A 25032-nucleotide genomic window follows, 5' to 3' on the forward strand; every position below is an offset into this window, starting at 1 on the left:
CCGACGCTTACACAGATGAGTCGTGCAGCACTAATGCTCGCCGGGGTTTCGTCGCTATATATGGACACGACGGTGTGCTTGAGTCGGGCCAGCGCATCCCGATTGAACACGCAGTGCTGTGTGAGGCCGGGAATTTCCTGAAACTGCTGGGGGTAAGCATTTTCAGGGCGTTTGCACACATCCCTGAAAGATCTGCCGGGTCGCGGAGCTGAACGTAATACGGGGCGCCGGTGTACGCGGCACGGCTGCAAGAGATAACAGTCGAAAGCATGAGGGGGTGCGGCGTCGACGGTTTACGCCGGTCATAGCCACAGCCAGCAAGGGCTAGACCCAGACAGATCACCGCGATGGCTTTGCGCACGCGCGCACGTTAGTCACTTCATGGAACCTGCAGGGAAAGATTCGACGTCCAACATACAAATCGTTGGAGTCAATGCACCGCGTAGACCTCAGCTGAGCGCCATAAAGTGCAGGTCAACCGCCAATTTGGGCATAGTTGCGCTACTGCTATCCGTATTCTACGAGGTCAGAGGGCTAATTACAAGCATGTGATTCATCCTTCGTAACCTACAACCAATCGATGTCGTCGGATGTCTGCTTGGCCGGAATAAATGCATCCATCAGATCGATCATTGGCCAGAAACCGCGCTTGGCGTCACCACGTAGTAGACCAAGCTTGACCAGCCGGTTGGTGTCATGGGAAACAGTCTTGTCGCCAACAATCGCGTACATTTCCGCTAACTCGGGAGTAAGGCGACGAAGCCGAGACTTTGGCGTCCAGCGCCCCTCCGGCAGTGCCAACAAAAGAGCACGCCGCCGCTTCGAGGTTGCCCCTTGCGTCTCGTCCTGGAATACCTCGTAAACGTAATTGACCCACGCAACCTTCCGTTGCATGGTTTGCACTCGCGTGATCTGCTCGCGCAGCTGGTCGACGAAACCATCTGCGGCGTACTCGATCAGCTCTTTAACCTCACCCTTTCGCGAGGCAGCGTCAAGCTTCGCGTAGTAGCGAGCACGTGTTCTGTTGTAGTGGTCAGACAGCAGGCTGCTGGACACCCACGGCACCAGGCCTGAGCTTGCCAGGATCGCACTCTCTAAGGCTCGGGCCGTCCTACCGTTACCGTTCCCAAACGGGTGTATCCACGCGATGTACAGATGCCCGAGCACCGCCGCGTAGAACGCCTGGAAGAAGCGTTTGTCTGAGTCGATTTTCGGGTCATAGACCGGTTCGAGCATCGAATTGATCCATGTGCAAAGACGATCAACCAGGTACGGGACATCCTCAGGCGGCGCAGCCCGATACACATTCCCGACGATCAGCTGTTTCGAGGTGTACTCCCCCGGAATGACATGCTCCTCGTCTGGGATGCCCGCCAGAATCCCCCGATTCTGGTCTTTGAGCCATTCGGGCGTGACGAACCACCGACCCGGCTTCTTCGCCTCAACGTCGATCTGATGGAGAACTTCTTCCATGTTCATGACTTCGCGCTGGAGATAATCCTGCGACGGCGGAAGCCTGTGACGGTCTTCCAGAATGTCCGCAACCTCGGACTCGGTTAGCGTGTTTCCCTCAATCGCCGTGGTCGCCGAAACTCCTTTGACGAGATAGAGCTGGGCTAGCTCAGCTGCCAGCATCGGCTGTAGCGGAGTGCCAGATAGATGCCTGCACTTGGAGAAAGCCTCACCCAGACGGACGCTCAGTTGACTGAACTCGCCACCCTTGAATTCGAATCTTAACCAACCATGTGATGTCTCGTACTTACGAGTCCCCATTAGGCAATACTAGAAGATAGGGACATATTTGTCCATATCTTCGTCCATCTATGCGTCCACCAGGCTGTCTGGCCCCACGTCCAATATAGTTACGCGCTCGTCCTCCTGCGCTCGCGCCGACGGTGCACCGGCTTGTCGTCCTTCTCGTTGAGCTTGGCCAACACGTCGTCGTAGGCGTACAGCTTCTTGCAGCCCGGGGTGTGAGTCTGGTTGCGCTGACCGTCGGCGTGCAGGTACATCCGCGGCGCGACGCGGCCGAGTGCCTTGTAGAACGTGGCCGGCGGCGGCGCCTCGCCGGCTAGCTTCATCATGCGCAGCACGTCCGCTCCGGTCATGGGCTGGTCCCGGGCCCGGGCCCGCATGTCCTCGCGGAGCTCATCGACGCCGTACGTCGATCGGCACCGCGGACATCCCACGACGCTCTCGCCCTTCTCCGCGTAGAGCTTCACCCCGCACGTCAGCGGGACACCTTCGTCGCTCTCCCCCATCGGCTTTGAGCACTCTCCGAAGAGTTGGAGCTCGGGGCGGTCGATGGCCCTGTGTGCCTTCTTGGTCAGCGCTACGAGTCCGTCATAGAGCTCGGCAGCGTTCTCCTCGGACATGATCGCCAGCAGGTTGTGGGCCAGCCAGCGCGCCATGTCGGCGCTCGATGCCGTGTAGTCGGCGGGGATGCGGCGCCACCCGGGCCTCAAGGGGCCGATGAAGTCTGGTTCCACAGAATCCAGCGGCAGGAACCGGATACGACGCCCCTCGGTGATCTGCTTGACCCACGACGTGAGCTCGGCATGGATCTTGTGGCGCAACTTCGATGCCCGGTTATCTGGGAGTAGCGGCATGGAGTCGGGCGCAGTACGCACACTGCTCGACCCCATGCGGGTCTGCAGGTAAGCCGACTCCATCAGGCGGTCCAGGTACCAGATGATGCCCGGCTCCTCCCCTTGCGCCTCGGTTCCCTTGCGGCGGGTCACCTTCTGGCCGACGAGCAGGCGTCGGATGGTCTTGCCGCAGTTCCAGCACAGGAACAGTTCGCAGCGTTCTCCACAGCGAGTGCATTCGGTCACGCGATCCGCACCTTCCCTCCGTACACGAACAGAAACGCCACCTGCTGGAACAACTCCTCATTCCTAGGGTGATCCGGCTTCTCTCGGATCAGCCGAATCACGTTACGCACCAACAGAAGAATCACCATGCGCTTCCCCGGATAGACCACCCACTGCTCTCGCGGAAACTCGGGACCGATGGCGTCACGCCGTTCGGTGCTGCGCTCGAAGTTCGACCAGTCAACCGTCTCGAACCAGTCATCCAGGCTGAAAGGGTTCTCTGGCATACGCTCCGCGGCCAGCTCCGCATACTCAGCCGCCACCTCGGACTCCAGCGTGGCGAGATCAGCTGTGCCCATACGTCACCTCCACTATCTCGATGTCGTCCTGGTTGGCTTCTAGTTCGGCTATCGCCTGCAGTACTTGAGATTCCACGCCGCATTTCGTCATCAGGCACCCACCTTCAGTCGACCGACACACGGGCAGTCCTTGAATCCAGCCCCGTTGGGGCGTGGGCACTTACGTCCCAACGGCGCCTCGCAGTCCGGGCAGTCGCGGCCGATCGCCTCGTTCACGTCGTACGGGCCAGGTCGCTCCGGGCGGCCCGTGTCTTCCTCGTAGTCGCTCACGCGCACTCCCCTCGATGAATGCACCAGCAGTCCGGGCACACCTCGATGGGTCCACCGACCTCACCGGGGCAGTCGTCGTGCACCAGCTCGTCGTCCTCGTAGTGCACGTCGTCGCCAGGATGAATCTTGTTGTCGCAGCTGCCACACCGTCCCGGGTACTTCGCCTCGAAGCTCATAGCGGCATCACCGGACCGATGTAGTCCGAAACCGACTTACCGGTCATGCCGCAGCTGCACGCACCGTCGGTTCCGACAAGCTGTCGTACCGATTCCTCGATGTGCTTCTTGCAGTCATCACAAAGGTCGTAGACCTTGTAGTGCTCTGTGTCGCCCCTTCTAATCCAGCCATGGATGCGGGCCGCCCACTTCGCTTCCTGATCACATCGAGTCTCGTGACACGGGCATACGACGAACAGGCACTGGCAGGCCTTCGCGCCCATACCACCGACGATCTCGGCGATATCGACCTTGGGACGGTCCAGGACGGCCGCAGAGCCTCCGGAATGCTGTTCCCCGCTCATCCGGCCACCCGCCGGTGGTTCGCATCGCTGTGGACGAGCTGGAGGGCTGGCGTGGCGCCGTGGGTGCATTTCACGGCAGCGTCATCCGGAGAGTCCAGACGCCAGCCTGCGCTGTCGCATTCGGTGCAGCCCTGCCGACGAGCCAGGGCGTCGCGACGTTCGGCCTTGACTCGTCGGTGCTCGGCCTCTGTCGCCGCATCGTGAGCACGTCGCGCGACAGCGCAGGCGCCACAGCGCAAGTCAGTTCCACCCTGATGGCGAGTGCAATGAGGGGGCGGAACCGGCTCGGCGCTCTGGTGAGGTACCCGACTTACGTAACCCTCTTTTGTAGATGTAGCTGTAGTAGAAGTAGCAGTAGCTGTAGTAGGGGCCGGGTTAAGCGGGGGGTTAACCCCAACCCCATCGCTAAGGGTTAAGTCGGGGGTTACTCGCCGGGTTGGCGGTGGGGATGCTGGCGGGGTTGGCGGTGGGGTAAACGGCTCCACGCTTGCGGGGTCGATCGCCTTCTGGGACAGAAGGTTGACAACCTCGTCGCGCTTCCATGAACCCAGGGCGGGTTCGGCTTTGACGAGCTTCTTGACCTCGTGAACGATCACGCCGCGGAGAGTCTTCGACCCGACCGATGCTCGAGCGTTGGCCATCGTGACCGCCATGTTGGGGATCTTCCATAGACCGTCGTGCTTGATCCACGACCGGATCAGGCACTCCTCTGTGACGTCGTCAACGATGAGAAACAGGCGCTTCGACAGCACCGCGCCGGCCGCCAGAATCCTTGGCACCGTCCAGTCGCCCGCCCTCTGTGCGAGCTTCCCGGGCCTCCACTCATGGGCCCCGCAGTACGTCCTGTCCGGACTCGTCCAGAGCGTCCAATAGAGGTTCTGAGCATCCACGGGAAGGTCGCGGAATTCGTCGTCACCCCAGATGTCCAGGTTGATTCGCGTGTGATCCCTTGCCATTTAGGCGTCCTCCTGATTCGCGATTTCGAGCAGGATGTCGGCGTGGCACGGCTGGTCGAGCGGGCACCAGCAGGCCAGATCGTGGCCGGCGAGCTCGGCGCGAATTTCAGCGACGGTGAACCCCGGCCGCGGTACCCAGTCGATCGGCCAGCCGCCCCCAGTGACGTATGCGCGGTAGCACTCGACGGATTCCGCTGGCGTCATATGCCGGATGTTGCAGGGCACGTACGCCCTAATTGAAAGGTCCGGCGTGGCTTTCGCTTTCGGATGGTTGACCACTTCGTCTGAGACATATGGGTGGTACGCACCGGCTGCGCTGCACCGGCCCTCGTATTCCCATTCCCTCTCGGGGTAGTGCACGGCGGGGATACGGGCGAGGCCAGACGGGCCGCCGATCCTAAACGGGTTGCCCCACCGACTCGGCCGCGACACCACGATCGCGCCCTCGGGCTTGCGCCACCCCTTAGTGCGCCGCAACTGGATTCGCTCAGGCATGCGAAACCACCAACTCAGGCCGACATGAATGCGTAGCCTCACCGCCATGACCATCCCCGATGAGACCGGCACTGAGGACGTTCATACGTTGGTACTTAAGCTCCTTGGAGCCTTCGCCCATCTGCAAGACTTCGTGGATAACGCGATCGCGAAGATGTTCTTCGATAAGCGGATGCCCCACACCGCTGACTTGGTCTGGCGACGGGCGGTCTCCCGAATTAACGACGCTGAACGAATCGAGTTGTTCCTCAACATCGCCGACGATATCGAAACCGACGCGGACCTTAGCTCGACCAAGGACGTATACATGGGAATCAAAGCGGTGAGAGACCGCGTTGCGCACTCGGCAACATTCAGACTCGATGCAGATGGCCGACTGATCATGAGCAAGAGCGTGCTGAGTACGTTTTCCAAACCTATACCCGCCCCGATGGAAGTTAGTCTTGTACAGATCTCCAATGCGCTGTGGGAATGCAGATGGCTTGAGGCTCAGATGCTTTACGTCGCCCTGCAGAACCAGCAGGGGGCTGGCGTGTCCCAGGGGCCGGTCGTACAGACAACACGGAAGCCCGCGGCCACGCCAGCGGAGTGGGACGGGATCGTGTTCCAGTCGGGCTAGGGACACTAATTGGCGGATAGCCCTTGCGTCACTCATGCCGCGCCCTTCCGCCGTAGTTGCGTCTTCACCGAGTCCGGTTGGATGCCCATCGCTTCGGCGATCTTCTCGTCGTCTTCACAGACCCACTGGAGGTCTTCGTATTCCTGCATCCACGTCGACTCACCGCCTAGATCCGGTGTGGCGCTGGGGTCATCGATGGTGTCTTCGTCCCACGCGAAGGGCACGGGCCACCCGTTGCCGCGCGCATGCCGGCGTGCCTTCTCCGACGGCCCCGGCGTCAGATGCAGCCGGGTGAACAGCTCGGCGATCTCGCGAGCCCGGCGTGCGAGCATGCGCTCGCGTTTGAGCAGCGACAGCAGCACGTTGCGGTGGGTGCCCATCATCTTGGCCAGGGCATCGAAGCTCCACCCGATCGCGGCGAGCGCCTGCAGTCGTCGCACAGTGCCCACCGTGCTGACGTATCCGCTTCCATCGAATCGCCCCGGAATTGGGATGGTGAGGATGGCTTTCGCGGAATGCATTCGGACCGAGTCGTATTCACCATCCCGGATGAGACGCACACCGTGCTCGCTCAGGTCGGCCAGCTCGGCGATGTGCGCCCAGGAGTACCCCGCGGCGTGAAGCAGCGTCAGGCGAGCCCGTACAGGCGCACTGTCGACATACCCGCGCTCGGCCAGCTCATAGTGCTGCTTGCATAGTCCTTGCCGGAAGCTGCTCCTGGTCCGCGCGCGGCTGTTTCCGGAGCAGTTGCCGCGTGTGCATTTCATGCCGCCACCATGTTTCCGTCGTTGTCCAGCAGCATGCTGTGCTCGTGCCGGTAGAACACCTGGACGTCCATGGGCTCCGCGTTCTGGGCAACGATGAACCCGCGCTTGCGGGCCTGGCCGCGCTCTCCGGTCTCCAGGAAGGTGTGGCACCGAGGGCATACCATCAACCCGTTGGCCGCCAGCCGCGATGACTGACGCTTGGTGCCGCCGTTGCCGCGCGGCCGCCGATGATGGCCGACCAGCTGACTACCGCTGCCCTGGCACACATTGGGCCACTGGACCTCACAGAGTCCTCCGGAGCGCTCACGCATGAGCCGTAGCGCCTCAGGGGTGAACTCAGCGGTCACGACAGGCTCTCCACGCCAACCGTGATCAGGTCGCGTGACGACGGCGGGGTTACGGCGTTGCCCGCTTGGCGTGCCTGCTCACGTCGGTTGCCCTTGATGACGTAGTCACTTGGGAAGTCCATGGCGCGTTTCTGTTCGCCCGGTTCCAGCATCCGAAATCGGACGTCATCGACATTGATCGTGGGACGCTCAGCGCTCAGTAGCGACTGATGCCCCTCAGTGGTCAGGGTCCGCATCGGTTCGGAAGCCGGGGTAACCATCTGAGCGGGATTGCCGCGCGGAGTGTTGTTCCGCATCAGCAGCCCATGGCGCTCCACCGCGGTCACTGTCGATAGCGGCTCGTCGGCCGACCTGGTGCCACCCTTGCCGTTGTAAGTGGTGACGAGTGCGTGATGGTTACCCGAAGCGGTTACGGTGGCCAGCGGGTCGGCAATAGAGCGGGCGTCGCTACTGCCTCCACGTAGTTCAGCGATGAATGCGAGGGCGTCTGTCTCCCTGGTAGTGCGGGTGGAGAAGGGTTCGGTGGTCGGCGCCGCGTCGTCACGCCACGTGCCGCCGCAAGGCATCAGCAGACCGGTTTCACTGCGTGTGGTCATCGTCCTGACAGGTTCCGAGACTGGGCGGGCTTCCTTGCCTTCTCGGCCTTCGACGGGCACCAGCAGCGGGAGCCAGTAGCGGTCGATGCCGGCGTGCACGCGGGCCATCGTCTTGGGCGCTAGTGGCCCGAAGCTCACCTCGCCGGTCTTCTTGTCGACGAATTGCTTGATGGGCTTGTCGCCGAGCCGTTCGCCGAGTAGTGACCAGTCGATGATCTCAGCCGCCGCGCGAACCACAGGTTCGATGATCTGGTTGCGGCACTTGATGTTCGGGCACCGGTACATGTACTGCTGCCGATACCGGCCGACGGTGTTGCCCGGCTTCTTGAACACCTGCATTGCGTTGACGGGCCCGCAGTCAGGGCAGAGGGTGCGCGGTCGGACGACGCGCTCCAGGTCGGGTGCCCGGTTGCCTCGGCGCCAAAACACCACGTACAGACGGTCACGGGACTGCGGTGCCCCGAGACCGCCGAGTTGTGCGTGCATCGAGTTCAACATCACAAGCCGGTGGTCGTAGCCGAGGCTTTCCATCGCGGTCAGCCAGGCTTGGAACGGCGCCCACTTCGCCGCCTCTACGACGTTCTCAACAAACACCACCTCGTATTGGTGGTATTCCGAGAACCGAACAACGTCCCACATGGTCGCCCGGCTGCGCTCGGACGCCTCGTCGGGCAGGGTTTCCCCGAACAGGTCGGGTTGTGCGTCGATCCGCCTAATTCCCTTGGCCTGTGAGTGGTTGGTGCACTCAGGAGAGAACCATCCGAACGTGCTGTATGGGAAGTACTTGGGGTGGATCTGGGAGAGGTCGGCGCAGATATGGTCTGCGTCCGGGTGATTCTCGTTGTGGGTGTCCACAGCCAGCTGCCAGTGGTTGGCCGCAGTCCGGATCGATACGCCTGGGACCTGAACTGCCCCGGTGCTAGAACCTCCAGCGCCACAGAAGAAGTCCGTCATCGAAACGTGCGTGCTCATGCGGCCGACCTCTCCATCGCCTCGAAGTGGTCGATCGTCGCCTCTAGCTGCTCCAGATCAGTACTGGAATTCAGGTCTGCGCCGTACTCGTCGTTGAACCACTTCCCCGCGGACTTCAAGTCGATGCCCCTGCCCTCCAGTAGCGCGCGCAGCTGTTCCTTCATCTGCTGGGCCGGCGGAACGTCGGAGGCCTGCAACGGTGTGGTCTTACGCGGGGACATGCCGGGCTTCATCACGTCGAAGATCAGCCACTCCAGCGAGAAGTCCTTCACCGGCTTGGGCTGGTCTACGCCTGGGCGTACCCCGTAGGTGGGCGAGCGCACCCCAACCACGACGGGTGGCCGTTCGCGCGAGAGCTGCACCCAGGCCGTGGCCTCGTAGGCCAGATCCTTCTGGCCCTCAACGCGGTAGTCACGCTTGCCCGTCGGCTTGCCGTCCTCGACCTCGGCGACTTCCTTGCCCCGGGCAGTCATGATCACAATCCCGGGGAACGACACCAGGGTTCGCATCAGCTGGTAGTGCCGCTCACTGACGTCGTTCCAGAAGTTCATCGACGGCTTGATCTCAGCGTCCGGGTCCTTGGCCAGCTTCGCCCGATTCGAGGGTGTGTTCCTGGCACGCTGATCGGCCCAATCCTTAAGGAAAGTCCACTCATTAGTCATCGAGTCGATGACCAGCACCACCGGGGGCTCATCGGCCGCATGCGCTGCCTTCGCGAGTTTGGCCACTTCCTCGACCTGGTGCACGATGTCGCGCCAGGTTCCGTCGTGCTCGATGATTAGGTACTCGGCGCCGGGGATGACCGAGTACTCGTCGGCAGCGTCCTCACCGAGATCGAGCCAGTAGGCCTGCCCGATCTTGTCCGAGGCGGTGAACTGCGCTGCGGCGTAGGTCTTCCCTGACTTCTCGGGACCTTCAATCAGGACCAGAGGGAAAGGCACGACACCGGTTGGCTTGCGGACTGTCAGAGTCACTCGTCCACCACTTCCGCTTCGATAACGTTGTCTTCCAGCTCCTTCAAGCCATCAAGCGTGAATCGGCGTAGGGCAATCAGCTCGGACACGACCTCGGCGACGTCTCCTGAGGGCTTCACGGTGTACGTCGGTTCCTTGAGATAGGAGGACGTCGAGGGGCACGCCTCCCCCATCAGCCACACAACGCCGTCAGGGTCGACCACCGCGGAGTCGATCAACTTCTTCTGGAACGGCGCCCGAACCGTCTCGGCGATCTCGTCCGGGTAGCGCTCCTTGACCCAGGCGAGGAAGCCGGGCGAGTCCTCAATTCGGCAGGCCTGTTTCGGACGAGAGGCGAAGATCTGCCCGATCATCTTCTCCAGGGCCACCGCGTCAACGGCTCGCACACCGTCGGCCTTCATCCGCTCGACCGCGCGCGCCTTGGCGGCCTCTTTGCGCTCGTCGGCCAGCTTGCCGACGTGCGCCCACAGGACTGCCTCCACAGCGATGTCCGATATCCGCTCAGCACTCATTGCTTATCTCCGACCATTCCCATGACTGCTACCGCCATCTCTTCGGGCGGTAGCGATATGCCTGAGCGCTCGAAGATGACCTCCGGTGTTCCGGGGTAGATCCCTACGCGCATTCCGTTGAATCCCAGGGTCATCCGGTCGGTATCGATGGCCTTGATAGCTGCTGCCAGCCTTCGACCGTTGATGGAGACCTTGGCTGGAGCGCCTGAGAACCTGTGGGGTGTCAGCTCATCGCGAATGAGCCCATCTCCGCCCAGATTCTGAACAGCGAGGCTGCCCTCGGTCGCGAACAACTCGATGCGGGCGTAATCCCCCGAGCTGAACGCGGAGGCGCGGCTGAGCATCGTCACCAGGTGGCTCTTGGTCACCTCGCACGCCGTGGTGACCTGCTTGGGATACACAGTTTCGACCGATGGATAGGGGTAGGCCAGGATGCTCATCGTTGACGTTGATCCAGTCCCTGACAGTGCGAATAGGTTCTCGTCCCAGGACAACTCGATCGAGCCGTCGAATCCCTTCCAGGGACCCACTGCATCGGCCAGGAGTCCAGCAGGCACATCCACGGTCGTCACCTCTTCGGCGGCGAAGTTGAATGGGATCTGCTTGACGATGACCGAGCACTTGTCGCACGCCGTCAGCTCGAGATAGGCCTCGGTGGCGACCAGGTGCACCGCCGTCCACTCATGCAGGGCGGGATCCCCCGCCGCGAACGGAGCCGCCGCCGCGACCGCCGCACTGAACTCCGACGCCATCACCGCGCCGACAACGCGGTCCTCGGCAACCTGCGGCAGCTGGGGGTAGTAGTGAGCTTCCATGAGCGGCAGCACAAAAGAGGCCTTGCCGCAGCTGACAGAGAGCGTGCCGCCCTTGGCCTCCAAGGCAACCTCAGCGTCCGAGGGCAGCAGCTTCCCGGTAGTCGCGAGCAGTCGGCCGGAGACCAACACGGCGCCGTCGACCTCGCCCACGTCGGCGGCAACCTCCATGCGGATGGACCGCTCGTAGTCGTAGCTGCTCATCGCCACGGACCCGATCAACGGCTCAACGAGGATCCCGGCCAGCGTTGGAGTATCGGCCGCGCGCGGCAGACCCGCTGCGACAGAAGCGATTGCAGGCGCAAACACGCTGGAGCGCACAGAGAATTTCACAGGAACCTCTCCGCGTCCTCTTCCGTGAGGATCACGATTCGGGCCCCGGGGCGCAGAGAGATCACGTCCCCGGGTGTGAAGTCACCCGTGATCACGATTCCCTCGGTGCTGAACTTGGAGACCTCTCCCTTGTATGCGGTCACGCCACAACCTCCTTGTAGATCACGCACGAGCACTGAACTGGTTGGGACCAAATACCCGTGGTCAGCCGGAACTGAATGACTCCGCTCCCTTCACAGAGCAGGCACACGTCGCCGTCGGCCTTCGCGTAGAGAGCTCGGGCCGACGCGACAGTCTGGATGTCGGCCATGGCTGCCCCGTGACGGATCAACTCGGCGAGGGACTCATCGAAGTTGTTGAGGCTCATCGCGAATCACCTACCGAAAGGTCAAACTCGGCGGTCAGCTGGTCGTAGGCCCGCTGGAGTGTCTGGGTGATGGCGGCAGCGTCTTGCTCATGATCGGGCTCAATGACCCGCACGGTGACAAGGGTCTTCATCGCTTCAAGCACCTGAGCCCGGACGATCTTCGCGACCAGCGATGCAACTTCCTTCGTCTCGATGGCAGTCATTGGCCACCGCACTTAAACCAGAGCACAGCCACGAAGAACACGGTGAACAGCAGCATCCACCCGAGGGCCACCAGGTTCTGCACGCGCAGCCGCGCTTCCTGTTTCGCGCATGGAGGGCACGGCATGAACATCCGATGCACCGAGCACACCGGTACGGTCAACTCGATCACTGGCCCTCCCCCTGTCGCCGGTAATCGGGATGCTGCCCTGACATGTGACGCTCAAGGTTCGCGAAAGAGCGATTGCAGCAAGGGCATACACCGTTCGCGATGCGGTTCTTGGTCTTGGTCAGCTGCCCTTTGGTAGCCGCGTGCGCGCGTCGCGCCGACTCCAGACGCCGCTGCTCCAAGCGAATATCGGCCTCGCGGGCCTGGACCTGGCGTTCCAGTCGCTCGGCGCGCTCCCGCTGCTTCTCAGCCTCGGTCTTGCCGTAGTAGTGCTGGGGATGACCTGCCGGGCAGTGGAAGTTCACGTGATCATCGCGGCGTCGCCGCTGGAAATCGGCGGGCATTGCGAATGCCATGCTGCAGTTGCAGCAGTGCTCGACCACCAGCTGCTCGGTGTACTCGAGGGTTGTCATCAGTCCTTCACCTCCAGCCAACCGAGTAGGTCAAACATGCTGGGCGCTAGGTAGTCCACCATCTTGTACATGAGCTCCGGGGTGCACGGATCCTCCAGCAAGATGGCCGTGCGCTTGCCCGCACCGACTGCCCAGCCGAGCTCAAGGTGCGCAGAGCGCCCGCACGGCAGCACCAGAACGAACGTGTCCGCCGCCTCCATGGCCTCGAAGTCCGAGTTGAACCCCTCGACGGAGCGGGGATGCCCCAGCGCCGTCAGGTAGTCCTCAACACGCGACGTATCACTGTCTCGCTGTAGCCCAACCTCGGGCCAATGGAACCCGCTGCCATTGGGTGGATTCTTGAAGTCGTACACGTCGAAGCCGGCCGCACGCAGCACGTGGACCACTGCGTCCTGCAACTGGTTTCGCCACGAACTCGCTACGTAGATGCTCATGCCGCCCACCTCGGCGCGTCGATCCACCAATCCCCCGCCAGCGTCGGCTTGTAGCCCAGCTCGTCGGCGATCTCCAGGTAGCAGCCCCCGAACCAGTTCGGATCCTTGTTGAAATCCGGCACCGGAACACCGGTGGTCTCCGAGACGTCGAAGGCCACTCCGATCAAGTGCCCGATCGCTACCCCGATCTCCACGAGGTCATCCTCGACGTCCAGCTCGTCCTGGATATCGACACACCGCAACTCGGTGCAACTAGATGTGCGCATCGACGTTCACCACCCAGCTATCAGCGGGAATGTCTGCAAGCGCAGCCTTGAACGCCTCTGGCCAGTCGTCATTCTCATTGCGAGACATGCCAAACCAGCCCATATCGCCTTTTGCTACCCATTTCCCATCGAGGCCGAGTAGGGCGTAAGAGGCTCCGATCGAATCGGGCTCGATGTCGGTCAGGCGAGCGCAGTCAGTGTGGCCGGACTTGGGCGCATCGGAAGCCCATGACGACTCGCTGGCGAGTCCGGATGTGGCACCCGCCTTGAGCCGCCATGCATCACGCCAGCGACCGCCAATCATCCACCAGTCCCACGTGGCTTTCGGATTACTCGTGGAGTAGACCTCGCCGTCGGTGCCAATGTCTTCTGGCTCGTACCAACGGATTCCATCGGTGTAAACCTGCTCGTCCGACCATTTCAGCTTCGCCGGGAAGCCACCATCATCGGACTCCCCAGCGAGGTAACGGGCATGGCCAGGATTTCGGCAGTCCGTCAGATACTTGATCGGATCGGCCAGGTACCTGGCGTATAGGCCATCCCTGTATTCTTGGATCTCTCTGCGGCCCTTGTCGATCAACTGCTGCTTTGTGTATTCGACATAGCGCGGCAGTTCGAGGGTTTCATCGAACGGCGCCAGCGCTGCGGTGAGCGCATCGCGCAGTTTGTCAGGACTGAGCGTGCCGGGCAGCACGACCATGACTGTGAAGTGGCTCATGCCGACCTCCCCGGCGCGATGCCTGCTGCTGCGATGTAGCGCTGGAGCAGATCGGTGTGGCGTAGGCAGAACGTGTTGACCGACAGGCGCATGATGCGGCCCGCGTCGTACGACGAAAACCCCTCCCCTGCAACAAGTACGCCCACCCGGGTCACACCCGGCAGCGTCGGAGTCGCATCGAGCTGCTTGCAGACCAGACCGCCATAGCTGGCCGCGTAATCACTGGCGTCATCGGCGTGTGCCGGTGGCGAGCAAGCGCCAGCGATCACGGCGCCGACCGCGGCGGCAAGGAGTAGGCGCTTCATGCCGACACCGCCTCACGCCCGTGGGCGTAAGCCTGAGCCAGTGCGTTGATGGCGGCATTTGCGGCCTTGACGTTGAGCACTGGGAATTCGTAGACGGCGTCTCCGATGTTGGCCGTGATATCCCAGGGCTGCATGGGATTCGTACCGGTCGGTGTGGCGGTCGCGATCACGGTGCCGATCCGGGCGCTGATCTCGGTCGCCCATACGCTCACCTGTGGTTCGGCCTCGTCAGGCGGTGCATCTCCGACGCGCTCACCGGGGCTGAGGATATGGTGTGACATGGCAATTCCTTCCGTAGGATTGCTAGTAGGAACGTCGGCGGTGGAATCGTTTGGTCGCGGAGCCGCCGCCGACGTTTTCGGTTATTCAGTTATTGAAAGTGCTATGCCGACTTGGGTTCTGACGGCAAAGACTCAAGCCAGCGTTTGAGTTCGTCTGGCGAGTAGAGCGGCTTCTTGCCCGTGTACTTAGGGCAGATTCGACCGGCCTTGTACTCCTGGTCGAGCTTGTCGATGGATATACCCAGGGCGTCTGCCGCTTCAGCCCGGTTGTAGCCGATCTTGTTCACGCGGCGTCTCCGTTCGTGTCGTCATCTGTTCTGCGTTATCTCGGCTTCGGATGCAACGAACTTCTTGTTGGCCTCGACGGTCGGAACCCAGCTGGTGCTGTCCGTCATTAGGGGTCACCGGCCTTTGTGATACCCGACGGCCGCGAGTTACCCGCGGCACGTCGGACCACGCCTTACGCTGCCACCACCGAGACGCGGCAAGGATCGCGCCGGCTACATAACGGGTGACAGCCCGTGCAACGTAAGGAGATTTGTTATGGAGAGGGAGATTGCATTTCCCGTCCATTTGGCGATCAGTGCGGAAGCCGTGAACCGACTGCGCAACCACGGATGGAGCACCGATGAGGTCCTGATTGCCGGACTGTCCGACCTGGAGTCCTTCGTCCGCACCCGACCAAATGACGCGCCCTTCATCGACGCTGGACCCCTGGAGCCGTACCCGATCACGAAGATGGTCATCAATGGCTTCGAGGCCGCTGCGGTACGCACGAGCGGCGAGGTCTCCTACGGTGCTGCCGCGATAGAGCGGATCGGCTACGTGGTCGCTGCCGTGAAGGGTCTGGAGGTGCTCGTTCAGCAGTTGACCAGTCGGATTGAGGCCTTGGAGCGGAGCTGACTCGCCGCCGTGTGCCGCCAGCTCCTCGCGCACGGACAGGGCACTCATGACGCCGCCACCAGCGCTAGCTGGCCGCTACCACCGAGCCGTTTATGAAGCTCTGCAAGTCCTTTCGGCGTGATCCGAATAGTCGGAGGCGGTACCCGCATCTCCCCCGACGGCTGGTGCAGGTACGGGGTGTTCAGCTTTTCGACGAGGCGTCCGCAGTCGACTTGGGATTGATAGGCCTTCCAGGATGCGGTGCCGCGGTCGCGGTAAATCCAGCCCTCCGCAGCCATGAACCTGAAGAGACGGTCACGGCCGATGTTGATGTTCGGGTCACGCGATAGGACCTTCGCGGCGTCGGCGACCCCATAGTCGCCAGTTGAATCGGCCATGTGAGACCAGGCAGAGGCTGGCGCCTCCAACTCCCTTGCACGCGACTCAGCTTCGATGCGGGCACGGGATTCAGCCTCGGCGCGTTCCTCGGCGTCGACCAGCTTGCGCGCATACTCCAGACGAGTCAGTGGAACCACCGCAGCCGTGCCGTACTGACCAGTCTTGCGAATCTGCGGCAGAACCGTACCCGTGACGAAACGACGGAACTCGACAGCCTCGGGCTTGTCGGAGCGAAAGATCACCTCGTACATACCCGACTCGTTCACGACGGTGACGCGCCGTATCTGCCCACCAGACCTGATATCAGCCTGACTTAGAGCAGCTTGATCGATACGCTGCGCCACCATGCTTGGGTTGGTCAGCTCAAGCACCTTGCACAGGTCGGCAAGAACCGGGTGAGGCTCACCGTCGATCATCATGAAGCGAACCGGCTGGCCGTGAAACTCGAATAGCTCGACTGCGGTGCTCACGCCCCGATCTCCTCAGGCGTGTAGCTGGAGGTGATAGCCGCAAGAGGTACGCCTAGCACTTGCGCGACCTTCCGCGCCATCACCGGAGTGCATCTGCGCCGCCCCGACTCGATGTTCGACAGATGTGGATGCGTGGTTCCGATGGCGATGGCGAACTTGCCGACTTGCCAGCCATACGCCTCTCGGAGTGCTTTTATCGTCGCGCCCATTCGCACCATCTCTACTTCTTGGAGTTCCTTCCGCAGATCCTCCCGAAGGCGATTCATGTCCAGTTCGGCTCGCATGCATGCATCGTATGCAACCTAATGAAACTGTGTCAAGCAATTGCATGAAACGATTCACTTAATTGCTCAACCCCAGGTAGATGGCCATCCATCCGTTGTAGTTTCACGCATGAGTTTCAGGAAATCGTGACCCGATTGCCATGAACCCCGGGTGGATGTTTCATGCAGTTTCATGCACCATGAGGGGATGACGGGCACTGAACACAAGACCTTGGACCAGGGCCGCCAACGACTCGCTTCGCTTGTGACGACCCGCCGCCGCGAGCTAGGGATGAAGAAGGCGGTAGACCTGGCCGATACCACAGGCCTATCCCCACGATTGATTAGTGACATCGAGAACGGCAAGCGAGACAACTGGTCGGATAGCACTATCGACTCCGTCGAGCGGGCGCTCGAATGGGAGTCCGGGTCGATCCAGAACATCCTTATCGGCGGAAGCCCCACGCCGATAGTGTCTTCAGCCGATCTACAGAACGATCCCAGGACCAGGATCACCGGCACCGACACTGGAAGCGGCAGGGACTCCGCATCTGTACAGATTCCCCCTACTGGCGCGCCGTCGGCCGAGACTCCCGGTACGCCGAGGTCAGAGCTACCAACCGGTGAGCCCCAGCTAGCTCAAACACGGGTCCAATCGGTGATCAAGGTAGCTGACCGTGCACTCATCCTCACGCAGATACTCCAAAGCAAAGAGCTGTATGACGAGCTCTCTAAATCGATCGCGGATGCGAAAGCGGCTGCGGCCGTTCTGGAACCGCTGCTACACGTCCCCGAGGTGCGAAGTCAGTATTACCAGTACTCAAACGACTTGACCGAATCCGTTGCGAAAACGATTGAGGCACTGAGCGGACAGATCGCCGAAGTGAGCACTGACGCCCAAGCCAACAAGCTCGTCGTGTCGCTCCAAGGCCTGAGAGCTAACGTCGCTCGCGTGGCGGAGGAGGCCCACCTACCTGAACCGATCGCCGACCTGCCTCGACGCGAGATCCAAGGCGTGCTCGAGCGCCTTGCCAAAATCGACGCGACACTCGATTTCAGACCTGAGGCGCAGCGACTGGAAAAAGCACTCAGCCCCGTTCTGGACACCACATCGGGACAACTCGGATACCTGTCAGGTCTCATCGAGATCCTTAACGAAGCTGGAATGCGTCTCAATCGTCTCGCAACCGAGTCCGATCTCGCCGACGAGATGGACGCACTGATGAACGCCGTCACCAGGCTCAGCGAACAAATTGATGGCCTCCCTCACGGCGTTGACGACATCACCGATCGCACATAGGAGTCTCTCCGACTCGTCATCGCTCATGTCGCGGCGCCCGCCAGGTATGCCACAGGCGACGCATTTCATGCACAGTTTTCCGTTCACCAACTGTGTCGGATGTGCATCGTCGGTGTAGTTTAAGCATGACTAATCCCTTCCTCTGTTCCCACAGATAAGTGCTTGGTCACGGAGCCCCTGGTGCCAGCCAGGGGCTCCATCATTTGCTTCTATTCAGTTGTGAAGCACCGCTCAGCCTTCCTCGGCTCATATTCTGTCAGCCCGAACTCGCTTGTGCCGCTGAAAAATCGGCCTCTTTGCACGTCCTTCTGGCTCATACGATCACCCTCTCATCGATTCGGCCGAACTTCCACACCATGTGCAACGCCTCGCATCCTCGCCCGCGGTAGCGACAGCACCCGGGAAGTAGCTCGCCGACACGAAGCCAACTTCACTCACGCGTCTCATCCTTCCCTGGATTGGCCAAAGTGGTTTTGACACGCCGGTAGGTCGTTTCCGTGGGACACAGGTTCCATTTCTCGATCCTCTTCGATAGTCCGACTTGATGGGGACGACACACCTTCGCCAGCCTCCGGAGCGCCAAATCTGTGGATAACTCCCTGCCTGAGGATGAAGATAGAAACCAGATCCGGCGTCTGTCCAACACACAGTCGCTTCCGGCATAGTTCGACACTGCTCCCCCCGGTTTGTCTTGGTCCAGTGCCCGCTCCCCCGCGGACCCTGGGATAAGTCTGCACCCTGTTTCGGACATTCTGTGTGCACCTCATAGTGGTTTCGCGCATAGATCTGCACCGTAGAGACCCGGCACGACGGATGCCCACCACCAACGGCAACTTTCTTCATGGATCGAACATGAAACGGGTTTGCTTCGGCGGCCGGGAGGCGACCAAGACTCCCAATACCGGACGCTGAGAATCCCTCGCAGGGCGGGCCGACGCGGAGGCTGCATACTGGCGATCTCGCGGCGTTCATCTGCATACAAGGAACGTAACCCCATCCCTGGGGGGCCTTCTCACCCCAAAATTCTGCAGCGACAGTCGTCATCTGAACATTCTCGACCCGGTTCTGGCCGCGAGGGACGGTTAACGAGGTGCACTCCTGCGGCCCTGACTCACTCCAGGTGGCCATAGCCCTCACTCCTTCCCTGCCGTCCGTACCGTCTGATGCCTTAGGACCGCCGATCCGGCCCAGCATCCGCGCTGCATCTCAGTATGAACCAATTTGGCCGACGCAATCTTGGCGTCACCTTATACCCATTCCCGATGGCCGGGAAGACGCAATATTCAGAACTGTTGGCAACCCGCCCTGCTGGTTCACCATGGCGGGTTTCAGGAACAGCAATTTTCTTGCAAAAGTGGAAATGATCTCGCATTTGTGCCGCCTCGCTTCCATTTTTGGCGCCTTTGCCTCCATGTTTGACAGACCAGCACGCGAGTCCACTGCGCGCTGGCCTCGGCGCCCACACGACTGGGGCCTTGCGTGCGACCGGTCCGCGTGTCAACCACTCCGATACACATGCATCGGAGTGGGCACTAAGCACGAAACTGCCTAGTACCAGAGGTAGTTTCACGTGGCCGAAACCGGCATCGGGCAACCCTGTTGCAGGCGCCGTTGCCGCCCATGGTGCCGGTCATGTCACCGCCGATATCACCCGGCATGTGATCCACCACATCACCGACCAAGTCACCTACAGCGCGGTGACATCGCGATGCGCGTTCGATGCTTTCGCGATGAGAGTTCCACATCCAAACCATCACCTATCCATGCAAATCAAAGGGATAGGTGGATGGTTTAGGGCGTCGACAGCAATGCCCTGTAGCCGTGCATCCATATATCTATTGGCGTATGCCAATAGATATACGTACGTGTATTTATGGGCGCATGTATTTAGGTGTGTATTTAGGTATGTATTTAGATCTCTATTTAGATCTCTATTTAGGCTCGCAGCTGGCTACCCCGAGGCGCAGGCCTGACAGGTCAGCCTTAAGCTCAGGCTTAGGATGCCGCCTGAAGTGCATGGAAACGCTTCCCGGCACCAAATCCGGCACCCCGACGCCAGGCACCACGGTGTGGGCATTTACCACACGAGTCGCCGAGCTAAGCAAGATGCGCGCCGCAAGACCCCAGCACACATGAAGAGAGCACAAAAAATAGCATCGACATGGGGGTGTTCGTGGTATGTCAAGTTTCTGGCAACCGGCTACCTGGCGCGCTTGCAGGTCATCAATCTAGCGGATTAGCCCGCTAACCCGCTCTATAACAAGCAAGCCAGCTTGGTAACAAGCTCGCTAGCAAGATCTCCAGACCGATACCGTCCTCGACCTCGACGGGGCCCGGACTGTGCCATTTCGCCCCTGCTCTTGCGCTCGGCGTTGACGAGGTTCTCTACCGTCCATCGGGCACGGAATCTGGCTGTGAAACGACTGTGGGGCGATCTTGGTCAGGCGTAGAGTGCGCTGGTCGGGATCGATTGCAATCGGAGGGGATTGCCCGTGAAGGCTGTGGCGTTCGCATTAGTAGCAGCTGCGACAGGGCTCGGATCATCAACCTTTGTCGCCAGCGCCAACCCGTTCTGCTACGAGACCGGTCCAGGCTATGAGAAATGCATCAGCAGCCCGAGCGGCGACTACTTCCACCCGATCTACCAGGGGCCCAAGGTCGATCACGGCTACGTCCCATGGGTTCCGAACGCGAGCCCACCACCCGCGAACGTCCCAGCAGCCCCACCTCCCAACACGAACTATGACCCCGGCCCCTCGGCTGCGAGAGTGTGCCCGCAAGGCAGCTATGTTGACCCAAGCGACTTCAAATCCTGCATAGCTGGCACGCCCGGAAACGACTATGTCTCCTTGGCTACGCCGTCGAACAACCCGATCGCGGCAACATTCGGGACCGCAACAAGCCAGCCGGAAGCCGACAAGATTGCCGTCGCGCAGTGCACGGCGGGATCCAATAGCGTGTGCCAAGTCGCCGCCCAAGCCCATCACGCGTGTGCTGCATTTGCCGTGCGCGCAAACGGGACGATCGCCAGCGGCGTTGGTCCGGATTTGGATGCGGCAACCGCAAGCGCGTCGAGCAAGGCGTCTGGTGGTCGCCTCGTAGGCGGGCGCTGCTCTGATCCACCAGGGAACTAGAGACCGACGCTAGCCACTAACCCAACAGCTCATTGAGGTTCGACAGCGCTGCCCGCGTTTGAGCCTGGTTCACGTGCGTGTATCCGCGGTGCGCCTGGACTGAGGACTGGCCAAGGATCTGCATCCGCACCATTTCCTCCACTCCCGCCTCCATGAGCAGGGTGGCCACGGTGTGCCTGGATGCGTACGGGGGTGAGTCCGGTAGGCCGGCGCCCTCAAGTGCTTCTTTCCAGAGCGCATGGTCTTCTCGTGGAGATACCGGCCTGCCGTCTTCGTGATGCCAGACCAATCCGTGGGGGTTGAGTCCGGTTTGGGTTTTGGCGTACTCGGTGAGCAGCGCCAGGAGCGGTGGCGCGATGGGGATTACACGCTTGCCCTTGTTCGTCTTGGGGCGCGTCAACACGAGCGACCGGTGGAGCACCTCATGCTCAAATCCTGGCGGGAGATCCCACTTTCGCTGCGGGCAGTAACCGGCCTTGATGCGCCCGCATGGCCACGCCTTGCTGTCGGCGGGCGCCTTGCCACACCCATGTATCTGGCTGAGCTGCTGCAGCTGCCAGGAGATGTCCATGAGCTCGTTTTTGAGGTCGCAACGGTCCCAGGTCAGCCCGAGCATCTCCCCCGGCCTGGCCCCGGTGAGGAAGGCTCCGGCCCTACGGGTCGCCAGCGGGTCGTTGTTGTCGATCTGCCAGCGCAGGAACTTCTTGGCCGATGGGATATCGAGCGGTTCACGCTCCTTGGTCGTATGTTTCGGAGTGGCTACCGCATCAGCAGGGTTGCGACGGATCAACCCCTCTCGCAGCGCGTCTTTAAGCGCCCTGGATAGCACGATATGCGCCAGCTGCGCGTTGCGTGTCGATGCCTTCTGTGCACCCAGACCCTTCTGGATGGTGCGGTGCATACCTCGGATCTCTTCGGAGGTGAGCTTGTCCAGCCGCTTGGATCCGATGTATGGGCTGATATGCAAGCGATAGGTATCTGAGTACGACTTGAGGGCCTTGGGGCGTAGGGATGGGCCGTGGACTGATTCCAGCCAGCGGGTCATCCATTGATCAACGGTCGTCTTACCGGTAACGGGGAGGATGCCGTTGGCGACATCATCCTGGAGCTTGCGCAGCTTCTCCACCGCAGTCTTGTAGTCCTTCGACGAAACCTCTGATCGCCGGCGCTTGCCATCCACGGTGGGGATCTCCACCGATCCGGTCCAGAGTCCGTTGGATCGCTTGAATAGCCCTCCTAAACCGCGTGGACGGCGCTTCTCCTTCTCCTTTGAACTCTCCCCTGCAACCGCCATTCGGAACCTCCCTCGACTCCCGCCTACAAGTCCCGCCTACGTTATCAGCCGCATACAACCGATGGAGTCTTATCAAGCCTTCTACCAGTGTATTTGACACGGTATTACGAGATGAGCATACCCCAAACCGACGACTCTTAATCAGCGGGTCCGGGGTTCGAGCCCCTGACGGCGCACCATAGAAACGCCTCGTTCTCAGCCAAGTTCCCATGGCTGGGCACGGGGCGTTTCATTTTGTGGAGATGCCCGGGAATACTCGGCGGCGGGTCGCGTTGCGTTGACCGTGACGGTTCCTTATGAAGTCCCCGATGTGACGCTCAATTCCGGTACCACGATTCCCCAGCTCGGTTTCGGTGTCTGGCAGGTACCCAGTGACGGCGCCCAGGCTGCCGTTCTTACCGCCCTGCAGGTCGGCTATCGCAGCATCGACACCGCGAAGATCTACGACAACGAGGAGGGCACCGGCCGCGCCATTGCGGACTCCGGACTCTCCCGTGGGGACGTCTTCCTGACCACCAAGCTGTGGAACTCCGATCAGGGCTATGACAGCGCGCTGCGCGCCTTTGACGCCTCCCTGGCGCGCCTGGGCACCGATTACGTGGACCTGTATCTCATCCACTGGCCGGTGCCCGAGCTCGATGAGTACGTGGCGAGCTTCAAAGCATTGCAACGGATCCAGGCGGATGGTCGCGCCAAGGCCATCGGGGTCAGCAATTTCACCATCGAGAACCTCCAGCGCGTGATCGACGAGACGGGAGAAGTCCCTGCCCTCAACCAGATCGAGCTGCACCCCCGGTTCACCCAACCCGAGCTGCGTGCCTTCCATGCCGAATACGGCATTGCCACCGAGGCGTGGTCTCCGCTCGGTCAGGGCACCGTCCTGGAGGATCCGACGATCGGCGCCATCGCGCAAGCCCACGGCGTGACTCCGGCCCAGGTGATCCTGCGCTGGCATCTTCAGCTGGGTAACGTGGTGATCCCGAAATCGGTTACCCCGGAACGTATTGCGGCTAATTTCGACGTGTTCGGATTCGAGCTCGACGAGGAGGCGGTACAGCGCATCACCGCACTCGACGTACCCGACGGCCGCATCGGCCCGGATCCCGCGACGTTCAACCTGCGTTAACAGTCGATTCAGCACGCCTGCCGGGACCGTCATCCCCTGCCGTCGACGGTCCCGGCAGGAAACGGATACTTGATCTACATACTGCGTTTGCCTTCTGTTCTTCAGCCAGAAATGCGGCTCTCTTAGAAATTTCCGGAGGTACCCGTACCCCTCATGGGTACTGGACATCGCCGCGTCGCGACATCCCCCGCGGATGGACGCTGTCGGACAACTGAGAAGCAATGCCGCCATGCTGAAAAGCCTTGTCGCCCTGACCATCATCTGCACGCTTGGAGCCGCCGCGCCAAGCGCCCTGGCCAATCCGCCGGGCGGCGAACCGCTACCGGAACAGCCTGTCGCCGATTCCGTGCCGCCTATCGACAACGGTGCCGTCGCCTCCGCCGAGCCGGGCACCCTGCGTACACGCGACGGCTGGATTCTGGTGGTCGCGGCCAAGGACGAGACTCAGTTGCCCGTCGCGCCGCTGACCACCGCCCTGTCCTCCCGCGAGTACTTGGTGGGCGGCACGTTCATCGGATCCATCCAGGGTTCCGGTAAGACCGCGCTGACCGACGGGATTCTGGAAGCCGGATATCAGATCGGTTGTGGCATAACGGCAGCCGAGGTCGATTTGAGATTCGGTGGCGGTATCACGCCACAAATCAGCCCCGTTGGCGTGCCCAGTGTGGGTGCCAATGTCTTCGCACAAGTTCGCCCTACGCTCAAACCGGGGACCGCGACCATCATCCCGGTCACCAAGATGGCATTCGAGGGCGAGACCTCGGCGCGCGTGACAATCACCGCATTCCGCATCAAGATCGACAGCTGCGTGGGCCAATCCTTCATTCGCTCCTACGCCACATTCACCAGCTCAACCGAAGACACACAAGACGTGATCACCTACATGGGCGCCACCAAAGCCGTATAAGCCACATCCCATATCGTTCAATGCATTTCAGCCCCGAGAGGCAAACTCATGATGCTCAAAACTCTTGCCACACTGACTGCGGCCTGCACAATCGCGGGGACGGCACCGCTGGCGCGGGCGGACCCCGATTCCACTCCGCCGCCTATACCCGCCGCCGATGCGCTGCCGCAACCCGCCGAGGGTGAGCCGGGCCCACCGCTGGACAACGGCATCGTCGCCTCCGAGGAGCCGAGCACTGCGAAGACACCCGACGGTTGGGTGCTGACGCTCGCCGCCGAGGAGGAGACCCAACTGCCGATCCCACCGCTGACGACCGCCGTTTCCTCCCGCGAGTACCTCACTGGAGGCACCTTCACCGGCAGCGTCAAGGGCAGCGGCAGCACCAAACTGAAGGGGGGAACGGTGGAGGCGGGCTACCAAATCGGCTGCGGCATTGAGCTGAACTCTGTCCGACTGACGGGCAGCGTTGGCCTATCGTCCTCGATAGGCCAATCCGGTCTCGGCAACATCAGTATGCCCTTCGTGGGCAACATTGAGGTCAGGCCCAAACCCGGCGAGGTCATCAACGTCTCGGTGACCAAGAAGAAATTCAAAGGCACCGAATCTCGGGTCACTCTCAAGGACGTACACATCAAAATCGACGGATGTGTCGGACAGTCCTTCCTACGGTCATACGCGGTCCTGACCAGCTCCACCACCGGGACTCAAGATATCGTCGCCTACTACGGGGTGACCAAGACCGTCTGATCCGGATCAAC

Annotated in this window: 33 protein-coding genes; 6 read left to right on the forward strand and 27 right to left on the reverse strand. The window is 61.3% G+C overall.

Going from position 1 to position 25032, the window contains the following annotated elements; all coding sequences use genetic code 11:
- Window positions 1–567: 567 nt before the first annotated feature.
- The 7 genes from AB0H22_RS09800 to AB0H22_RS09830 all read right to left on the reverse strand — a co-directional run bounded on the left by AB0H22_RS09800 (window position 568) and on the right by AB0H22_RS09830 (window position 5467).
- Window positions 568–1773, reverse strand: coding sequence for a Fic family protein (locus AB0H22_RS09800; RefSeq protein WP_358146480.1), 1206 nt, complete (start codon window positions 1771–1773; stop codon window positions 568–570).
- Between the two features lie 89 nt (window positions 1774–1862).
- Window positions 1863–2834 carry a hypothetical protein gene (locus tag AB0H22_RS09805; RefSeq protein WP_358146481.1) on the reverse strand — a complete coding sequence of 324 codons (972 nt, stop codon included), beginning with the start codon at window positions 2832–2834 and terminating at the stop codon, window positions 1863–1865.
- Complete coding sequence (locus AB0H22_RS09810) at window positions 2831–3172, reverse strand: hypothetical protein (protein ID WP_358146482.1); 342 nt, start codon at window positions 3170–3172, stop codon at window positions 2831–2833. The genes AB0H22_RS09805 and AB0H22_RS09810 overlap by 4 nt, the downstream gene beginning before the upstream one ends.
- Before the next feature lie 90 nt (window positions 3173–3262).
- On the reverse strand, window positions 3263–3442 hold the full coding sequence (locus AB0H22_RS09815; protein WP_358146483.1) for a hypothetical protein: 180 nt from the start codon (window positions 3440–3442) through the stop codon (window positions 3263–3265).
- The gene (locus tag AB0H22_RS09820) at window positions 3439–3618 is read right to left on the reverse strand and encodes a hypothetical protein (RefSeq protein WP_358146484.1); all 180 of its coding nucleotides are present in this window, start codon (window positions 3616–3618) and stop codon (window positions 3439–3441) included. Before AB0H22_RS09820 ends, AB0H22_RS09815 begins: the two co-directional genes overlap by 4 nt.
- Window positions 3615–3962 carry a hypothetical protein gene (locus AB0H22_RS09825; RefSeq protein WP_358146485.1) on the reverse strand — a complete coding sequence of 116 codons (348 nt, stop codon included), beginning with the start codon at window positions 3960–3962 and terminating at the stop codon, window positions 3615–3617. The genes AB0H22_RS09820 and AB0H22_RS09825 overlap by 4 nt, the downstream gene beginning before the upstream one ends.
- A 956-nt stretch (window positions 3963–4918) precedes the next feature.
- Window positions 4919–5467 carry a DUF4326 domain-containing protein gene (locus tag AB0H22_RS09830; protein WP_358146709.1) on the reverse strand — a complete coding sequence of 183 codons (549 nt, stop codon included), beginning with the start codon at window positions 5465–5467 and terminating at the stop codon, window positions 4919–4921.
- Between AB0H22_RS09830 and AB0H22_RS09835 the strand changes: the two genes are divergently transcribed.
- Window positions 5460–6032 (forward strand): hypothetical protein, encoded by a 573-nt coding sequence (locus AB0H22_RS09835; RefSeq protein ID WP_358146486.1) that lies wholly within the window; start codon window positions 5460–5462, stop codon window positions 6030–6032. The two genes, AB0H22_RS09830 and AB0H22_RS09835, sit on opposite strands and share 8 nt — an antisense overlap.
- Before the next feature lie 32 nt (window positions 6033–6064).
- Here AB0H22_RS09835 and AB0H22_RS09840 read toward each other — a convergent pair whose 3' ends face one another.
- The 17 genes from AB0H22_RS09840 to AB0H22_RS09920 form a co-directional block, all read right to left on the reverse strand.
- Window positions 6065–6799 carry a DNA-binding protein gene (locus AB0H22_RS09840; RefSeq protein ID WP_358146487.1) on the reverse strand — a complete coding sequence of 245 codons (735 nt, stop codon included), beginning with the start codon at window positions 6797–6799 and terminating at the stop codon, window positions 6065–6067.
- Window positions 6796–7146, reverse strand: coding sequence for a hypothetical protein (locus AB0H22_RS09845; protein WP_358146488.1), 351 nt, complete (start codon window positions 7144–7146; stop codon window positions 6796–6798). The genes AB0H22_RS09840 and AB0H22_RS09845 overlap by 4 nt, the downstream gene beginning before the upstream one ends.
- Window positions 7143–8714, reverse strand: a complete 1572-nt coding sequence (locus tag AB0H22_RS09850) for a DNA cytosine methyltransferase (protein WP_358146489.1) — start codon at window positions 8712–8714, stop codon at window positions 7143–7145. Before AB0H22_RS09850 ends, AB0H22_RS09845 begins: the two co-directional genes overlap by 4 nt.
- Window positions 8711–9688 (reverse strand): AAA family ATPase, encoded by a 978-nt coding sequence (locus AB0H22_RS09855; protein ID WP_358146490.1) that lies wholly within the window; start codon window positions 9686–9688, stop codon window positions 8711–8713. The genes AB0H22_RS09850 and AB0H22_RS09855 overlap by 4 nt, the downstream gene beginning before the upstream one ends.
- Entirely contained in the window at window positions 9685–10200 is a 516-nt protein-coding gene (locus AB0H22_RS09860) for a hypothetical protein (RefSeq protein WP_358146491.1), read from the reverse strand. Before AB0H22_RS09860 ends, AB0H22_RS09855 begins: the two co-directional genes overlap by 4 nt.
- The gene (locus AB0H22_RS09865) at window positions 10197–11345 is read right to left on the reverse strand and encodes a hypothetical protein (protein ID WP_358146492.1); all 1149 of its coding nucleotides are present in this window, start codon (window positions 11343–11345) and stop codon (window positions 10197–10199) included. The genes AB0H22_RS09860 and AB0H22_RS09865 overlap by 4 nt, the downstream gene beginning before the upstream one ends.
- On the reverse strand, window positions 11342–11488 hold the full coding sequence (locus tag AB0H22_RS09870; protein ID WP_358146493.1) for a hypothetical protein: 147 nt from the start codon (window positions 11486–11488) through the stop codon (window positions 11342–11344). Before AB0H22_RS09870 ends, AB0H22_RS09865 begins: the two co-directional genes overlap by 4 nt.
- The gene (locus tag AB0H22_RS09875) at window positions 11485–11712 is read right to left on the reverse strand and encodes a hypothetical protein (protein ID WP_358146494.1); all 228 of its coding nucleotides are present in this window, start codon (window positions 11710–11712) and stop codon (window positions 11485–11487) included. Before AB0H22_RS09875 ends, AB0H22_RS09870 begins: the two co-directional genes overlap by 4 nt.
- A complete protein-coding gene (locus AB0H22_RS09880; protein WP_358146495.1) occupies window positions 11709–11915 on the reverse strand; it encodes a hypothetical protein in 207 nt (68 codons plus the stop codon). The genes AB0H22_RS09875 and AB0H22_RS09880 overlap by 4 nt, the downstream gene beginning before the upstream one ends.
- The gene (locus AB0H22_RS09885) at window positions 11912–12085 is read right to left on the reverse strand and encodes a hypothetical protein (RefSeq protein WP_358146496.1); all 174 of its coding nucleotides are present in this window, start codon (window positions 12083–12085) and stop codon (window positions 11912–11914) included. The genes AB0H22_RS09880 and AB0H22_RS09885 overlap by 4 nt, the downstream gene beginning before the upstream one ends.
- The gene (locus AB0H22_RS09890; RefSeq protein ID WP_358146497.1) at window positions 12082–12495 is read right to left on the reverse strand and encodes a hypothetical protein; all 414 of its coding nucleotides are present in this window, start codon (window positions 12493–12495) and stop codon (window positions 12082–12084) included. Before AB0H22_RS09890 ends, AB0H22_RS09885 begins: the two co-directional genes overlap by 4 nt.
- Window positions 12495–12929: a hypothetical protein gene (locus tag AB0H22_RS09895; RefSeq protein ID WP_358146498.1), complete on the reverse strand. Its 435-nt coding sequence runs from the start codon at window positions 12927–12929 to the stop codon at window positions 12495–12497. Before AB0H22_RS09895 ends, AB0H22_RS09890 begins: the two co-directional genes overlap by 1 nt.
- Window positions 12926–13195 (reverse strand): hypothetical protein, encoded by a 270-nt coding sequence (locus AB0H22_RS09900; RefSeq protein WP_358146499.1) that lies wholly within the window; start codon window positions 13193–13195, stop codon window positions 12926–12928. Before AB0H22_RS09900 ends, AB0H22_RS09895 begins: the two co-directional genes overlap by 4 nt.
- A complete protein-coding gene (locus AB0H22_RS09905; RefSeq protein ID WP_358146500.1) occupies window positions 13182–13889 on the reverse strand; it encodes a hypothetical protein in 708 nt (235 codons plus the stop codon). Before AB0H22_RS09905 ends, AB0H22_RS09900 begins: the two co-directional genes overlap by 14 nt.
- A 20-nt stretch (window positions 13890–13909) precedes the next feature.
- Entirely contained in the window at window positions 13910–14218 is a 309-nt protein-coding gene (locus AB0H22_RS09910) for a DUF732 domain-containing protein (protein WP_358146501.1), read from the reverse strand.
- Window positions 14215–14499 carry a hypothetical protein gene (locus AB0H22_RS09915; RefSeq protein ID WP_358146502.1) on the reverse strand — a complete coding sequence of 95 codons (285 nt, stop codon included), beginning with the start codon at window positions 14497–14499 and terminating at the stop codon, window positions 14215–14217. Before AB0H22_RS09915 ends, AB0H22_RS09910 begins: the two co-directional genes overlap by 4 nt.
- Before the next feature lie 101 nt (window positions 14500–14600).
- Window positions 14601–14786, reverse strand: a complete 186-nt coding sequence (locus AB0H22_RS09920; protein WP_358146503.1) for a hypothetical protein — start codon at window positions 14784–14786, stop codon at window positions 14601–14603.
- A gap of 256 nt (window positions 14787–15042) precedes the next feature.
- Here AB0H22_RS09920 and AB0H22_RS09925 point away from each other — a divergent pair, with 256 nt between their 5' ends.
- Window positions 15043–15402 (forward strand): hypothetical protein, encoded by a 360-nt coding sequence (locus AB0H22_RS09925; RefSeq protein ID WP_358146504.1) that lies wholly within the window; start codon window positions 15043–15045, stop codon window positions 15400–15402.
- A 44-nt stretch (window positions 15403–15446) separates the two neighbouring features.
- On the opposite strand, the gene AB0H22_RS09930 is transcribed toward AB0H22_RS09925, so the two are convergent.
- On the reverse strand, window positions 15447–16250 hold the full coding sequence (locus tag AB0H22_RS09930) for a phage antirepressor KilAC domain-containing protein (protein ID WP_358146505.1): 804 nt from the start codon (window positions 16248–16250) through the stop codon (window positions 15447–15449).
- On the reverse strand, window positions 16247–16534 hold the full coding sequence (locus AB0H22_RS09935; protein WP_358146506.1) for a helix-turn-helix transcriptional regulator: 288 nt from the start codon (window positions 16532–16534) through the stop codon (window positions 16247–16249). Before AB0H22_RS09935 ends, AB0H22_RS09930 begins: the two co-directional genes overlap by 4 nt.
- A 637-nt stretch (window positions 16535–17171) precedes the next feature.
- Between AB0H22_RS09935 and AB0H22_RS09940 the strand changes: the two genes are divergently transcribed.
- Complete coding sequence (locus AB0H22_RS09940) at window positions 17172–17813, forward strand: hypothetical protein (protein WP_358146507.1); 642 nt, start codon at window positions 17172–17174, stop codon at window positions 17811–17813.
- A gap of 3150 nt (window positions 17814–20963) precedes the next feature.
- Here the strand turns inward: AB0H22_RS09940 and AB0H22_RS09945 are convergent.
- On the reverse strand, window positions 20964–22241 hold the full coding sequence (locus AB0H22_RS09945) for a site-specific integrase (protein ID WP_358146508.1): 1278 nt from the start codon (window positions 22239–22241) through the stop codon (window positions 20964–20966).
- A 310-nt stretch (window positions 22242–22551) separates the two neighbouring features.
- Between AB0H22_RS09945 and AB0H22_RS09950 the strand changes: the two genes are divergently transcribed.
- The 3 genes from AB0H22_RS09950 (at window position 22552) to AB0H22_RS09960 (ending at window position 25021) form a co-directional block, all read left to right on the forward strand.
- Window positions 22552–23367, forward strand: coding sequence for an aldo/keto reductase (locus AB0H22_RS09950; protein ID WP_180751900.1), 816 nt, complete (start codon window positions 22552–22554; stop codon window positions 23365–23367).
- 229 nt (window positions 23368–23596) lie between these two features.
- Window positions 23597–24274: an MspA family porin gene (locus AB0H22_RS09955; protein ID WP_180751693.1), complete on the forward strand. Its 678-nt coding sequence runs from the start codon at window positions 23597–23599 to the stop codon at window positions 24272–24274.
- 51 nt (window positions 24275–24325) lie between these two features.
- Window positions 24326–25021, forward strand: a complete 696-nt coding sequence (locus AB0H22_RS09960) for an MspA family porin (RefSeq protein ID WP_180751899.1) — start codon at window positions 24326–24328, stop codon at window positions 25019–25021.
- The last annotated feature ends 11 nt before the right edge of the window (window positions 25022–25032 follow it).

The organism is Mycobacterium sp. NPDC050853 (assembly GCF_040653875.1).
In the GTDB taxonomy this organism is placed as follows: Bacteria; Actinomycetota; Actinomycetes; order Mycobacteriales; family Mycobacteriaceae; genus Mycobacterium.

Excerpts from the sequence above, each read along its gene's own strand:
- AB0H22_RS09800 (WP_358146480.1), bottom strand. The coding sequence starts at position 1,773 with ATGGGGACTCGTAAGTACGAGACATCACATGGTTGGTTAAGATTCGAA.
- AB0H22_RS09810 (WP_358146482.1), bottom strand. The coding sequence starts at position 3,172 with ATGGGCACAGCTGATCTCGCCACGCTGGAGTCCGAGGTGGCGGCTGAG.
- AB0H22_RS09820 (WP_358146484.1), bottom strand. The coding sequence starts at position 3,618 with ATGAGCTTCGAGGCGAAGTACCCGGGACGGTGTGGCAGCTGCGACAAC.
- AB0H22_RS09825 (WP_358146485.1), bottom strand. The coding sequence starts at position 3,962 with ATGAGCGGGGAACAGCATTCCGGAGGCTCTGCGGCCGTCCTGGACCGT.
- AB0H22_RS09835 (WP_358146486.1), top strand. The coding sequence starts at position 5,460 with ATGACCATCCCCGATGAGACCGGCACTGAGGACGTTCATACGTTGGTA.
- AB0H22_RS09830 (WP_358146709.1), bottom strand. The coding sequence starts at position 5,467 with ATGGTCATGGCGGTGAGGCTACGCATTCATGTCGGCCTGAGTTGGTGG.
- AB0H22_RS09840 (WP_358146487.1), bottom strand. The coding sequence starts at position 6,799 with ATGAAATGCACACGCGGCAACTGCTCCGGAAACAGCCGCGCGCGGACC.
- AB0H22_RS09850 (WP_358146489.1), bottom strand. The coding sequence starts at position 8,714 with ATGAGCACGCACGTTTCGATGACGGACTTCTTCTGTGGCGCTGGAGGT.
- AB0H22_RS09860 (WP_358146491.1), bottom strand. The coding sequence starts at position 10,200 with ATGAGTGCTGAGCGGATATCGGACATCGCTGTGGAGGCAGTCCTGTGG.
- AB0H22_RS09875 (WP_358146494.1), bottom strand. The coding sequence starts at position 11,712 with ATGAGCCTCAACAACTTCGATGAGTCCCTCGCCGAGTTGATCCGTCAC.
- AB0H22_RS09880 (WP_358146495.1), bottom strand. The coding sequence starts at position 11,915 with ATGACTGCCATCGAGACGAAGGAAGTTGCATCGCTGGTCGCGAAGATC.
- AB0H22_RS09890 (WP_358146497.1), bottom strand. The coding sequence starts at position 12,495 with ATGACAACCCTCGAGTACACCGAGCAGCTGGTGGTCGAGCACTGCTGC.
- AB0H22_RS09895 (WP_358146498.1), bottom strand. The coding sequence starts at position 12,929 with ATGAGCATCTACGTAGCGAGTTCGTGGCGAAACCAGTTGCAGGACGCA.
- AB0H22_RS09900 (WP_358146499.1), bottom strand. The coding sequence starts at position 13,195 with ATGCGCACATCTAGTTGCACCGAGTTGCGGTGTGTCGATATCCAGGAC.
- AB0H22_RS09910 (WP_358146501.1), bottom strand. The coding sequence starts at position 14,218 with ATGAAGCGCCTACTCCTTGCCGCCGCGGTCGGCGCCGTGATCGCTGGC.
- AB0H22_RS09915 (WP_358146502.1), bottom strand. The coding sequence starts at position 14,499 with ATGTCACACCATATCCTCAGCCCCGGTGAGCGCGTCGGAGATGCACCG.
- AB0H22_RS09925 (WP_358146504.1), top strand. The coding sequence starts at position 15,043 with ATGGAGAGGGAGATTGCATTTCCCGTCCATTTGGCGATCAGTGCGGAA.
- AB0H22_RS09935 (WP_358146506.1), bottom strand. The coding sequence starts at position 16,534 with ATGCGAGCCGAACTGGACATGAATCGCCTTCGGGAGGATCTGCGGAAG.
- AB0H22_RS09945 (WP_358146508.1), bottom strand. The coding sequence starts at position 22,241 with ATGGCGGTTGCAGGGGAGAGTTCAAAGGAGAAGGAGAAGCGCCGTCCA.
- AB0H22_RS09955 (WP_180751693.1), top strand. The coding sequence starts at position 23,597 with ATGCTGAAAAGCCTTGTCGCCCTGACCATCATCTGCACGCTTGGAGCC.
- AB0H22_RS09960 (WP_180751899.1), top strand. The coding sequence starts at position 24,326 with ATGCTCAAAACTCTTGCCACACTGACTGCGGCCTGCACAATCGCGGGG.